The following is an 11,658-nucleotide window of genomic DNA, read 5'->3' as shown; positions in this document are numbered from 1 at the left end:
ACGGTGGTGCCCTATGGTGTGCCGGTGACCGACGACACTGCACCCGCCGGTCCGCTCACCGGGCTGCGGGTGGTGGAGCTGGCCGGCATCGGCCCCGGGCCGTTCGCCGCGATGATGCTCGCGGACCTCGGCGCGGACGTGGTCCGGGTGGACCGGACGGCCGAGGTCGACCCCGCCGCCTTCGGCACCCCGCACCCGGACCTGCTCAACCGGGGGCGCCGCTCGGTGGCGGTGGACCTGAAGTCCCCCGGCGGGCGCGAGGTGGTGCTGGCGCTGGTCCGGGGCGCGGACGCGCTCGTCGAGGGTTTCCGGCCGGGGGTGACCGAGCGCCTCGGCGTCGGCCCGGCCGACTGTCTGGCGGTCAACCCCCGGCTGGTGTACGGGCGGATGACCGGGTGGGGGCAGGAGGGCCCGAACGCCCCGCACGCCGGCCACGACATCGGCTACCTCGCGCTGACCGGCGCGCTGCACGGGATCGGGCGGGCCGGCGAGCGCCCCGTGCCGCCGCTGAACCTCCTCGGCGACTTCGGCGGCGGCGGGATGATGCTGGCGCTGGGCGTCGTCTCCGCGCTGTACGCCGTCCGGTCCGGAGCCCGGGGTCAGGTGGTGGACGCCGCGATCGTCGACGGCGTGGCGGTGCTGAGCACCCAGATCCACGGTCTGCGCGGGATGGGGCTGTGGCAGGACCCGCGCGGGGTGAACCTGCTCGACGGCGGGGCTCCCTTCTACGACACCTACGAGTGCGCCGACGGCCGGTACGTGGCGGTCGGGGCGCTCGAACCGCGCTTCTACGACGAACTGGTCCGGCGTACCGGGTTCCCGCTGTCGCCGGACGAGCCGCTGGACCGGACCGACCCGGCGAACTGGCCGGCGCTGCGGCGGGCCTGGGCCCGGCTGTTCCGGACCCGCACCCGCGACGAGTGGGCCGCGCTGGCCGGCGACTCCGACGCCTGCCTGGCTCCGGTGCTCGACTGGGCGGAAGCCCCGGCACACCCGCACATGGCTGCCCGGCAGACCTTCGTCCGGCATGCCGGCGTCGAGCAACCGGCCCCGGCGCCGCGCTTCTCCGGTACCCCTACCGGGCTGCGCCGTCCGCCACCCCACCCGGGGGAGCACACCGACGAGGTCCTCGCCGAGCTGGGTTATCCGTCCGACCGGATCGACGCACTGCGCGCCGCCGCCGCTGTCGCCTGAGGTCGGCGGCGGCGGCCGGCCCGCCCGGCCGCCTCGCGGTTCGCCGGCAGGGACGGTTGCTGCGGCGGCCGGCACACGGCCCGGTCAGGCATGGCGGAGGGTCGCGCCGGGAGCCATCGCCGGTTCGACGATGTCCCGGTAGTCGCGGGGAAGCTGCGCCGCCACGTCGTCGAACTCACCGCCGGTGATCGCCTCGCGCAGGGTGGTGAAGACGGCCCGGATGCCGGCACGGGCGGCCGGGGGGTCGGCGTCGGCGCGCTGGCCGACCCGGGCCACGAACTCCGCCGCGCCGAACCGGTCGGCGTACTCGGTGGTCGGGGTCTTCCGCAGCGGCAACTGCAACGGCTTGGGCAGTTGTGCGGCGAGGTCGAGGGCCTCTCCCCCGGTCAGCCGTTCGGCCAGCGTCTCCAGGATGGCGCGGGTCAGTTCGACCGCCCGGGTCGAGGGCACCCCGGCCCGCTGGGCGACCTGGTCGACGAAGGTGTCGTAGTTCATGCGGCACTCCCCTCGGCTGGGACGGACCCGAGGGCGTACCCGGCGGGTGGCCCGGGAAACGGCGGCGGCGGCTCAGCACCTGGAACGCCGGCCCACCACGACGGGTCGTCGGCTTTTCCCGGTACGCCGGGCGTGAGTGCGGGGTGGACGGGTAACCGCGGCCGGTCGTTGACCGACGAGAGGCGGCGGAGGAGTTCTGCCATGGTGAGTGACACCGACGTGCTGCGGTACCTGTCCCGCCTGGACTACCCGGCGAGCAAGGACGACGTGGTGGGCCAGGCCGAGCGGGAGGGCGCACCCCCGGAGGTGCTGCGGGCGCTGCGCGCCCTCCCGCCGGTGGACTACGCCAACGACAACGAGGTCGCCCGTTCGGCCGGGACGGACAGCGCGCCGGAACTCAGCCCCGCCCAGCGGGCGGCCCAGGCGCGCGAACCGCACACCCGCGTCGCGCAGCACCTGCGCCGGATCTGAGGACCGGCGGACGGGGCGGCCACGGGGACGGGCGTACCGGTGCGGCTGCTGAGGGCACGTCGAGCGGACCGGCCGACGCCAGCCTCGGTCCAGCTCACCGTGATGGGCCTGATCGGGGTCTGCACCGGGCTCCTGTTCGGGGTGCTCGTCTCGGCCCCGCTCGCCCCGCTCGTCGGTTGGGACGCGGCCGCGCTGACGTACCTGGTGCTGGCCTGGCGCGCCCTCTGGCCGATGGACGCGGCACGGACCGCCCAGCTGGCCAGTCACGAGGACCCGAGCCGGGCGATCCGGGACGTGCTGCTGCTGACCGCCTGCGTGGCGAGCCTGGGGGCGGTCGGGATCATCATGAGCACCGCCCGGGAGATACCGGCCGGCGTGTCGCGGGATCTCTACAGCGGGCTCGGGATGGCGAGCGTGCTGCTGTCCTGGCTGGTGGTGCACACCGTCTACACCACGCGGTACGCCCGGGTCTACTACTCCGGCCCGGACGGCGGCATCGACTTCCACCAGGACCAGCCGCCCTGCTACGTGGACTTCGCGTACGTGGCGTTCACCGTCGGGGCGACGTTCCAGGTCTCCGACACCGACCTGTGCAGCCACGAGATGCGCCGGACGGTGCTGCGCCACGTGCTGGTGTCGTACCTGTTCGGGGCGATCATCATCGCCGCGACGGTGAACCTGGTGGCCGGATTCGCCCGCTGAGGGGGCGGTCCGCTCCGGGCGGACAGGCGGACGGCGGCGGTCCGCTCCGGGCGGACAGGCGGACGGGGGCGGTCCGCTCCGGGCGGACAGGCGGACGCCCGGGCCACGAACCGCGACCCGGGCGTCACACGACAACACCACCGGCGATCTGCGCACCCCGCTCCCGGGGTGCCACCACCAGGCGGCCGGCATCCGCCCGAACCGGGCGGCCAGCTCTGCCACGACCAGCGTACGTTGCCATGTCCTCCGAATGGCCAGTTATCGGCAAACTGTGGGACAGGGCACGGTCAGCGGACCAGCTCGGCGTACCGCTTCTCCAGGTCGACCCGGGCGAGCGCGCCGACCAGCCAGGCCAGCCGCTCGGACTCGCCGCTGCCGGCCAGACCGGCCAGTTCCCCGGCGGAGCGTCCCAGCCCGAGCCGGCGGGCGGCGGTGAGCGCCCGGCGGTCGGCGACCGGCGCCACCTCCCGCCACAGCACCTGGACCTCGCGCAGGAAGAGGTCCACCACCGGGGCGTCCACGCCGGGCAACTCGCCCAGCAGCACCCGTTCGCGGGCCGGGTCCCGGTGGGCGAGGGCCCGGAGCCGTCGCAGGTCGCCCCGGTACCGCTCGACCACGGTGCGGGCGAGGTCGCCGAGGGTGTCGGCGAGCCGGTCCGGGTCCGTCCGGAACCCGCTGTCGCGCAGCAACCGGGTGCGGTGCTCGTGGCGGGACCGGGACATCCGGCCGGCGCTGTCCCAGCCGGCGTCCCGGAGGGCACCGGTGGCGGCCAGGGCACGCCGGAAGTCGCCGGGCCGGGCGAGCAGCACCGACAGCACCAGCACCTGGAAGAGGGTGCCCGGGTTGTTGGTGACCCGGAAGCCGTACGCCTCGGCGAAGCCCCGGCCCTCGGCTGCCAGCCGGCGCACCAGCCGCTTCTTCTCCTCGACGGAGGGGATCGCAGTCGTCGCCATGACCGCGACTACCCGCGCGCGGACCCGCCACGCCTGCCTCCTGCCGGCCCGGCTCAGCCGTGCAGCTGGCCGCTCAGCCGTGCAGCTGGCCGTGCCGGTCGCGGGCCCGGAGGCGGACCGTGGGCATGGTCGGTACGGGCAGGGGCGGGTCGGGGTCGTCGACCACGACGCCGAACCGGCGCCCGGCAGCCCAGTCCTCGGAGGCCGCCACGATCTCCTCGTGCGAACGGCCGACGAAGTTCCACCACATCACCAGCGGATCCTCGAAGGGCGCGCCGCCGAGCAGCAGCAGCCGGGCGTCCCGGCCGTGCGCGACGGTCACGGTGTCCCGTCCCGGTGGTACGTAGAGCAACGCACCGGGAGCCAGCCGGACGCCGTCCACCTCGACGGAACCGGACATGGCCAGCAGGCCGTGCTCGAAGTCCCGGCGCAGCGGCACCCGGACCGGCGCGGATCCCCCGGGTGTCAGCTGCGCGCCGAGCAGCGGGGTGTGCACGACCGCCGGGGAGCGGACGCCGGCCAGGTCGCCGACGAGCAGGGTCACGTCGAGGTCGCCGTCACGCCAGTTCGGCAGGTCCGGGTGGTGGTGGAAGGCGGGGGCCCCGGAGCGCGCCCCGTCGGGCAGCGCCACCCAGAGCTGGACGCCGTGCATCGCCGTCGGGCGCTGCGGCGGGGACTTCTCCGAGTGGGCGATGCCGTGGCCGGAGGTCATCACGTTGAGCTGACCCGGGCGGATCGACTGGACGTTGCCGAGGCTGTCCCGGTGCAGGATCTCCCCCTCCAGCAGCCAGGTGACGGTCTGGAGCCCGGTGTGCGGGTGGGGTGGCACCTGCATGCCCGACCGGCCGCCGACGTCGTCCGGCCCGAAGTGGTCGACGAAGCACCACGCGCCGACCATCCGACGGGCGCGCTGCGGCAGCAACCGACGGACCGTCGTGTACCGCCCGAGCGGCACGTCGTGCCCGAGCAGCAGCACGCTCTCCGGATCGACCGGGACGACCCCCGGGGGCCGGGTCTGCGCCGGCATGGCCTGCTCCATCCACCGACCCTACGTCACCCACCGGGGCCGGTCAGGCGGGTGTGTCCGACGCCGCCGGTACCGGTCCTCGCCAGGTCGCCACCCGTCCACGATCGCCCAGCATCGACAGTCGACGATGCCATCGTCGCCACGTCCGGTCGACATCGCGAGTCTCGCGACGGGATGCCGCTGGGGCCCGCCGAGGGAACACCTACTGCTCTAATAGGAATGCCAGCCGCCGACCCGGAGGGGGAACCAGGATGACGCGCTTCGTGCCCGGGGACGAGGCCGAGCATGACACCCGCCGCGCACGGCAGTGGCTCGACGGGCGGGCACGGGGTGAGGGCGTGCACCGCGAGCAGCTGATCGCGTTGGGCACCGCGATGGGCGCGCTCGCCGCCGCGGCCGGTGAACCCGACCCCGCCGATGGCACCGGGCCGGTCGGCGCGGCTCCGGGACCGCCCGGTCGGTCCGGGGCCCGGCCGGCGATCGTCAAACCGCTCGACCCGGCCCTGCTCACCTGTCACGACACCAACGCCGAGATGCGCTGGGAGGCGATGTCGGGCCAGGGGTACGTCGTGCCGACCGACCGGTTCTTCGTCCGCAACCACACCCACACCCCGCAGCTGGACCGGGACACCTGGCGGCTACGCCTGTTCGGCACCGGCCTGCGTGGCACGCCGACGCGGGAGAACCCGGTCGAGTTCGGGTACGACGACCTCACCGCGATGCCCGCCGAGGAGAGCACCGCTCTGCTGGAGTGCGCGGGGAACGGCCGCCTCCACTTCAGCGCCCAGCAGGGCCAGCCGATGCCGGGGGTGCCGTGGGGCCTCGGCGCGGTGGGGGTGGCCCGCTGGCGGGGCGTGCGGTTGTCCACCGTGCTCCGGCACGCCGGCCTGACCGACGCCGCCGTCGACGTGATGCCCGAGGGCCTGGACCCGGACTACGTCACCGGCGGAGTGAACCTCGGCCGGGTGCGCCGGCCGCTACCGATCGCCAAGGCCCTCGACGACGTGCTGCTGGCCTACGGGATGAACGGCCGCCCCCTGCCGGCCGACCACGGCTTCCCGGTGCGGCTGGTGGTGCCGGGCTGGATCGGCATCTCCTCGATCAAGTGGGTCGGTCCGGTCGAGGTCTCCGCCAGCGCGCTCTTCTCCCCGTGGAACACCCAGTTCTACCGGATGTTCGGTCCCCGCCACCCGGTCGACGGCGGACCGATCACGACGCAGGTCGTCAAGAGCGCCTTCGAACTGCCCTGGGACGCCCGGCTACCGGCCGGGGTGGAGGTGCTGCTGCGCGGCCGGTCCTGGTCGGGCAACGGCCCGATCCGTACGGTCGAGATCAGCACCGGCGACCACGACGACTGGCGGCCCGCGACCCTCGACCCGCAGGACGAGGGGAACGCCTGGCGGCGGTGGACGGCCGTCTGGCGCCCGCCGGGGCCGGGCCGGTGGACGCTGCGCGCCCGCGCCACCGACGTCAGCGGGGCGCGCCAGCCGGACCGGGCCGCGCCGAACCTCCTGGGCTACCTGTTCGACGGCATCGTCCGGCACCCGGTCACCGTCACCTGAGGACGCTCGGACACGCCGACGGGCCGGCACCCGACCGGGGACGTCCGGGCCGGTTCGGGACGCCGGACGCCGGTACGGTGGGCGGGTGCTGCCGACCGTCACTCCGCCGGGGCCGACCACCCGTACCGACCGGGTCAGGTCGGCGCAGGGTCCGCTCCCCGGGCAGGACGCCGACCGGAAGCGCCACCGAACGCCGGTGACCCGCCCCGGGCGGATACCGTGATCGTCGAGGAGATCTGGCGCTACCCGGTCAAGTCGATGCTCGGCGAGGCGTTGCCGCACACACAGGTCACCCCGGTCGGGGTGGCGGGTGACCGCCGGCTGGCGTTGCGGGATCTGGCTACCGGCCGTGTGGTCAGCGCGAAGCACCCGAGGCGGTGGCGGGACATGTTGACCCTCCGGGCCACCGGTGGTGACTCCGTCCCGGTCCGGATCAGCCTGCCGGACGGACGGGAACTCAGCACCGCCGACGACGTGGACGCCGTGCTCAGCGCGCTGCTCGACGCGCCGGTCGCCCTGATCGCGACCGTGCCGCCCGGCGCGACCCTGGACCGGGCCCGCCCGGAGGAGGTCCTGGCGGCCGGCGTGAACGCTGCGGTGACGGTCGACGAGACGCCGCTGGGCGGCGGAACCGCCCCGGAGACCTTCGTGGACTTCGCCCCGGTCCATCTGGTCACCACCGGCACCCTGGACCGGATCGCCGGGGCGGCCGGCGCGGGGCGGCCGGTCGCCGCCACGCGGTACCGACCGAACCTGGTGCTCCGGACCGTCGGCGTCCCGGGTTTCGTCGAGAACGACTGGGTCGGCCGGGACCTGCGGATCGGGGCGGAGCTGGTGCTCCGGGTGGTGGCGCCGACGCCGCGCTGCGCGGTGCCGACCCTGGCCCACGGCGAGCTACCCGCCGACCCGGACGCGCTGCGCGTACCGGCGCGACTGAACCGGGTCGCTCCGGTGCCGCAGCTCGGTCCGCTCCCCTGCGTCGGCGCGTACGCCCGGGTCGTCCGCCCCGGTCGGGTCGCCGTCGGGGATCGCGTCCGGCTCGACTGAGCAGCGGCGGGGCCGAGGGTCAGTCGTCGTCGTCCTCGTCGTCGTTCGTCCCGTCGTCGTTCGTCCCGTCGTCGAGGCCGGTGACCGGGAAACGTTCCAGCATGGTCAGCAGGCGGGCCATGGTGAGCACGTCGATCTGCTGCCGCTGGGCCGCCTCGCCCAGGCGTTCCCGCAGTTCCCGGAGTCGCTTGCCCTGGTCCTTCGGCTTCCCCGACGCGAGTTTGCCGACCGTGTCGCGCAGCCGCTCGGCGGTCCGGGACTCGACCGCGCCGCGCGCCTGCGCCTCGTCGATCACGGCCACGAACTGATCGGTCAGTTCCCGCAGGGTGCTCGGCCGGGGGCGGGCGGTGGTGGGGGCGGGACGGACGGTGCGGGTTCGGGTGGGCACCGCCGAGCTGGGCGCCGGATCGGTCCGGACGCCGGTGGCGCTCCGGTCCGAGGTGGAGCGGCCGGCCCGGTCGTCGCCGAGGGCGCGTACCCCGGTCAGCCCGACGAGCAGCGCGAGCCCGACCGCGACCAGGACCGCGATCCGGCGGGTCGGCCGGGGCGGCGGTGTCGCAGCCGGTCGGTGGGGCGCCGTCCGCGCCGGGCCGACGACACGCCGCGCGTGGCCGGACGGCAGCCCGGGGCCGACGAGAGTCGGGTGGACGGGGCCACGCGCCGGCCCGACGGGAGTCCGACCGACGGGGCCACGCGCCGGCCCGACGAGAGTCCGACCGACGGGGGCAGGCGGGGGCGCGACGGGAGTCCGTCCGACGGGGGCACGCCCAGGCCCGACGAGAGTCGGGTCGACGGGGGCTGGCGGGGGCGCGACGAGGGTGGGGGGCGACGCGACGGGAGCCGGCGACAGGGTGGGCAGGATCGTGGTGGGCGGGTGCGCGGGACGGCCGGCACCCAGCCGGGAGGCCACCTGCGCGGCGTCGGGTCGGCGGGTCGGGTCGGCGGCCAGGCAGGCCAGTACCAGGTGTTCGACGTCGGCGGGCAGCTCGGGGACGCCCAGTGGCGGCACCGGGGTACGCCGGCCGTGCACCGCCCAGGCGTCCTCCCAGGTCCGTACGGGCAGCGGCGCACGGCCGGTGAGCGCCCGGTAGAGCAGCGCGCCGAGTGCGTAGACGTCGCTGGCCGGGTCGGCTGGTCCGGCGACGAGCCGTTCGGGGGCGAGGTACGCGGGGGTACCCATCAGCGGTTCTCCCCCGCACCGCCCGGCGGACGGGTGGTGCGGGGCGGTGAGCGCGGCGATGCCGAAGTCGAGGACCTTCGCGCCGGTGTCGGTGAGCATGACGTTGCCGGGTTTGACGTCCTGGTGCACCACGCCGATCCGGTGCGCGGCGGCGAGGGCGGCGGCGACCTGCCCGCCGAGGCGGACGGCGTCGGGCCAGGCGAGCGGCCCACGGGCCAGCCGGTCGGCGAGGTTCTCCCCCGTGACGAGTTCCATCACCAGGTACGGCACCACGGCGCCGCCGGCCAGGGTCGCCTCGCCGTAGTCGTACACGTGGGTGACGTGGGGGTGGGTCAGCCGGGCCGCCGCGCGGGCCTCGCGCCCGATGGTGGCGCGCAGCTCCGGGTCCGCGGCGGGCTGACCGGCGAGGGCCTTGACGGCGACCGGACGGTGCAGCACCTCGTCGTCGGCGCGCCAGACCTCGGACATTCCGCCGAGGCCGATGCGTGCGCGCAGGACGAACCGGTCGTGCAGCCGGAGGCCGGGCGTGAACGGCGGCGCCATGGTGCTCCAGTCTGCCCGCCCCGGACCGTCGGCACCACCCGGTTGCGCCGGACCGGGCAGTGGCCGGCGGTCGGGTGGACTTCGCCGGTCGGTGCGGGAGCGGGCGGCGCGGGACCGGAAGCCCGACCGGTCCGCCGGGGCGCACGACCAGTCCGGAGGGCGCAGGTGCGTCCGGTCCGCCCCGGGGCGGTCACGCCCGGTGCAGGTCGTCCAGGATCCGGGTGAGGATGTCTGCGGTCCGCTCCGGCGGTTCGGCCTCCACGCAGAGCCGCTCCATCGCGGCGGCGTAGTGGTCGACGTCGTCCCGCTTGTCGAGGTAGAGCGCGCTGGTCAGCTGTTCGATGTAGACGATGTCCGGCAGGTCCTGGTCGCCGAAGCGCAGGATGGTGAAGGCTCCGCCCGCGGCGGCGTGCCCGCCGGCTTCGAAGGGCACGATCTGGAGCCGGATGTTCGGCGCCTTGGTCGCCTCGATCAACGCGGTGATCTGGCCGTGCATCACCACCGGCCCACCGATCGGCCGGCGCAGGACGGCCTCGTCCACCACCGCCCAGAGGTGCGGCGCGTCCGGGCGGTCCAGCAGCCGTTGGCGCTGCATGCGCAGGCCGACCCGGCGGTCGATCTCGCCCGCGCCGGCCGTGCCGTGCCCCAGCATGACCACCGCGCGGGCGTACTCACGGGTCTGGAGCAGGCCGGGGACGAACTGGACCTCGTAGCTGCGGATCAGGGCCGCCGCGGCCTCCAGGCCGAGGTACGACTGGAACCAGCCGGGCAGGACGTCGCCGTAGCGGTGCCACCAGCCGGGATTGTTCGCGTCCCGGGCCAGCTTGAGCAGCGCCTCCCGCTCCCCCTGCTCGGTGACGCCGTAGAGGGTGAGCAGGTCGGCGACGTCGCGCTCCTTGAAGCCGACCCGGCCCAGCTCCATCCGGCTGATCTTGGATTCGGAGGCGCGGATCTCCCAGCCGGCACCCTCCCGGGTGACCGCGCTGGCCTCGCGCAACCGGCGCAGCTGCGCGCCGAGCAGCATGCGCAGCACCGTCGGCCCCGTCGTCGGACCGCCCTCGGCTGGACCCGTCGTCACGTAACGACCTCCGCGTGCCCACTGTTCCAGCCGGACGCCCCCGACCGGCTGACGTGTAAGCATGCCATGAACCCAGAGTCAGGCGCAGTCGGCCGGACCGGTCGCGAGTCCCGGCTGCGGGACATGCTCAGGTGATCAGATGGTCGAAGTCGCCGTCCCGGGCGCCGAGCACGAAGGCGGCGATCTCGTCGACCGTGTAGATCAGCGCCGGCCCCTCCGGATGACGCGAGTTGCGCATCGCGATCCCGGCCCCACCCGGCAACTCGGCCAACTCGACACAGTTGCCGCTGGGGTTGCTCCGACGGCTCTTCTGCCAGTTCAGCGGAGGCAGGTCACGGGTGGGAACGCCGTTCTGTGGCTGCTGCATGGGGCGTCTCTCGTTCGGTTGGCCGTCCACCACCGCGTGCAGCGGGATGACGACGAAGGGTGCGCGAAATATCAACTCGCCGGCAGATGCACGTGCATCTGCTATTGCATCTGCATTGGACAGCGAGCATGATATCGCACGTGAGCGGTACCCAACCGTTCACTTTCAGTTACCCGAACCTGGGGTGCGACCAGGAAAAACGGGGCCTGACAGGGGTTCGTGTCGGGCCGCTGCACGGCGCACCGCGACGCGATGACGGGGGGACGTCGGTGCCGGATCCGTTCACCATCGTGTCCGGCATCTGCGCCGCCGGAGCCGTCGCCGCCGGTTTCCAGCTCCGGCAGCGCGCGGTCCGCGCCGAGGCGCGGATCGAGACGCTCCAGGCGGAACTCACCGCCGAACGACACGCCGCCAGCCACGACCCGCTGACCGGGCTGCCCAACCGGCGTGCCTTCTACCAGCTCGCCGCCACCCTGCTCACCGACGCCGCCGGGCGGCCGCTCATCGCCGTCGTCCTCGACATCGACGACTTCAAGCAGGTCAACGACCGGTACGGCCACGCCGCCGGGGACCAGGTGCTGGTCAGTGTCGCGGAGCGCTTCGCGGCCTTCGCCGGGGACAACCTGGTGGCCCGCCTCGGCGGCGACGAGTTCGCCGGGCTGCTGGCCAGCCCCACCGTGGACCGCCGGTGGATGGAACACGCCGCCCACCGGCTCGGGGACGCCCTCGCCACCCCGATCCAGCACGGCGCGGTCAGCCTGCGGGTCACCGCCTCGGTCGGCCTGGCACCGGTGCGCGGACCGGCCCAGCTCGCCGACGCGCTCTGCCGCGCCGACGCCGCCATGTACCGGGCCAAGAGCCTCGGCGCGGCCCGCCCGACCCGCCGGCTGGTCGACAGCCACCACGACGACCCGCTGACCCTCCATCACTGACCCGGCGACGGCGAACCCCCCCCCCCCCCCGAGCGGGATCGGGGGTGTGCGGCGGCCGGGCCGCGGGCGCGGGGGGGGCACACACCCGCGACGAAGTGAGCGGCGCA

12 protein-coding genes are annotated in these 11,658 nt (G+C 74.8%); 6 read left to right on the top strand and 6 right to left on the bottom strand.

Going from position 1 to position 11,658, the window contains the following annotated elements; all coding sequences use genetic code 11:
- The first annotated feature begins 24 nt into the window (after positions 1-24).
- Entirely contained in the window at positions 25-1,194 is a 1,170-nt protein-coding gene (locus AB0F58_RS13920) for a CaiB/BaiF CoA-transferase family protein (protein ID WP_357142458.1), read from the top strand.
- 84 nt (positions 1,195-1,278) lie between these two features.
- On the opposite strand, the gene AB0F58_RS13915 is transcribed toward AB0F58_RS13920, so the two are convergent.
- Positions 1,279-1,689, bottom strand: a complete 411-nt coding sequence (locus AB0F58_RS13915) for a DUF2267 domain-containing protein (protein ID WP_357142457.1) — start codon at positions 1,687-1,689, stop codon at positions 1,279-1,281.
- 201 nt (positions 1,690-1,890) lie between these two features.
- Here AB0F58_RS13915 and AB0F58_RS13910 point away from each other — a divergent pair, with 201 nt between their 5' ends.
- Both AB0F58_RS13910 and AB0F58_RS13905 read left to right on the top strand, forming a co-directional pair.
- Positions 1,891-2,160, top strand: coding sequence for a DUF2795 domain-containing protein (locus tag AB0F58_RS13910; RefSeq protein WP_357142456.1), 270 nt, complete (start codon positions 1,891-1,893; stop codon positions 2,158-2,160).
- 39 nt (positions 2,161-2,199) lie between these two features.
- Complete coding sequence (locus tag AB0F58_RS13905; protein WP_357142455.1) at positions 2,200-2,862, top strand: DUF1345 domain-containing protein; 663 nt, start codon at positions 2,200-2,202, stop codon at positions 2,860-2,862.
- A gap of 287 nt (positions 2,863-3,149) precedes the next feature.
- Here the strand turns inward: AB0F58_RS13905 and AB0F58_RS13900 are convergent, their stop codons facing one another.
- Both AB0F58_RS13900 and AB0F58_RS13895 read right to left on the bottom strand, forming a co-directional pair.
- Positions 3,150-3,815 carry a hypothetical protein gene (locus AB0F58_RS13900; protein WP_357142454.1) on the bottom strand — a complete coding sequence of 222 codons (666 nt, stop codon included), beginning with the start codon at positions 3,813-3,815 and terminating at the stop codon, positions 3,150-3,152.
- Between the two features lie 73 nt (positions 3,816-3,888).
- Entirely contained in the window at positions 3,889-4,854 is a 966-nt protein-coding gene (locus AB0F58_RS13895) for a pirin family protein (RefSeq protein WP_357142453.1), read from the bottom strand.
- A gap of 239 nt (positions 4,855-5,093) precedes the next feature.
- On the opposite strand from AB0F58_RS13895, the gene AB0F58_RS13890 reads away from it, so the two are divergent.
- Together AB0F58_RS13890 and AB0F58_RS13885 are read left to right on the top strand one after the other, a co-directional pair.
- Complete coding sequence (locus tag AB0F58_RS13890; protein ID WP_357142452.1) at positions 5,094-6,404, top strand: sulfite oxidase; 1,311 nt, start codon at positions 5,094-5,096, stop codon at positions 6,402-6,404.
- A 219-nt stretch (positions 6,405-6,623) separates the two neighbouring features.
- A complete protein-coding gene (locus tag AB0F58_RS13885) occupies positions 6,624-7,451 on the top strand; it encodes an MOSC domain-containing protein (RefSeq protein WP_357142451.1) in 828 nt (275 codons plus the stop codon).
- Positions 7,452-7,470: 19 nt separating this feature from the next.
- On the opposite strand, the gene AB0F58_RS13880 is transcribed toward AB0F58_RS13885, so the two are convergent.
- The 3 genes from AB0F58_RS13880 to AB0F58_RS13870 form a co-directional block, all read right to left on the bottom strand.
- Positions 7,471-9,174 carry a protein kinase gene (locus AB0F58_RS13880; RefSeq protein WP_357142450.1) on the bottom strand — a complete coding sequence of 568 codons (1,704 nt, stop codon included), beginning with the start codon at positions 9,172-9,174 and terminating at the stop codon, positions 7,471-7,473.
- A 190-nt stretch (positions 9,175-9,364) separates the two neighbouring features.
- Positions 9,365-10,252 (bottom strand): helix-turn-helix transcriptional regulator, encoded by an 888-nt coding sequence (locus AB0F58_RS13875; RefSeq protein WP_357142449.1) that lies wholly within the window; start codon positions 10,250-10,252, stop codon positions 9,365-9,367.
- A 127-nt stretch (positions 10,253-10,379) separates the two neighbouring features.
- Entirely contained in the window at positions 10,380-10,619 is a 240-nt protein-coding gene (locus AB0F58_RS13870) for a DUF397 domain-containing protein (protein ID WP_357142448.1), read from the bottom strand.
- A gap of 269 nt (positions 10,620-10,888) precedes the next feature.
- Between AB0F58_RS13870 and AB0F58_RS13865 the strand changes: the two genes are divergently transcribed.
- Entirely contained in the window at positions 10,889-11,551 is a 663-nt protein-coding gene (locus AB0F58_RS13865) for a GGDEF domain-containing protein (RefSeq protein WP_357142447.1), read from the top strand.
- Positions 11,552-11,658: the final 107 nt, after the last annotated feature.

Source organism: Micromonospora sp. NPDC023956, assembly GCF_040639195.1.
GTDB lineage: Bacteria > Actinomycetota > Actinomycetes > Mycobacteriales > Micromonosporaceae > Micromonospora.
This window is presented reverse-complemented; position numbering and strand designations above follow the sequence as displayed.

What these genes read in the sequence shown, in the direction of transcription:
- AB0F58_RS13915 (WP_357142457.1), bottom strand. Translation starts at nt 1,689, where the DNA reads ATGAACTACGACACCTTCGTCGACCAGGTCGCCCAGCGGGCCGGGGTG.
- AB0F58_RS13895 (WP_357142453.1), bottom strand. Translation starts at nt 4,854, where the DNA reads ATGGAGCAGGCCATGCCGGCGCAGACCCGGCCCCCGGGGGTCGTCCCG.
- AB0F58_RS13880 (WP_357142450.1), bottom strand. Translation starts at nt 9,174, where the DNA reads ATGGCGCCGCCGTTCACGCCCGGCCTCCGGCTGCACGACCGGTTCGTC.
- AB0F58_RS13870 (WP_357142448.1), bottom strand. Translation starts at nt 10,619, where the DNA reads ATGCAGCAGCCACAGAACGGCGTTCCCACCCGTGACCTGCCTCCGCTG.
- AB0F58_RS13890 (WP_357142452.1), top strand. Translation starts at nt 5,094, where the DNA reads ATGACGCGCTTCGTGCCCGGGGACGAGGCCGAGCATGACACCCGCCGC.
- AB0F58_RS13910 (WP_357142456.1), top strand. Translation starts at nt 1,891, where the DNA reads ATGGTGAGTGACACCGACGTGCTGCGGTACCTGTCCCGCCTGGACTAC.
- AB0F58_RS13900 (WP_357142454.1), bottom strand. Translation starts at nt 3,815, where the DNA reads ATGGCGACGACTGCGATCCCCTCCGTCGAGGAGAAGAAGCGGCTGGTG.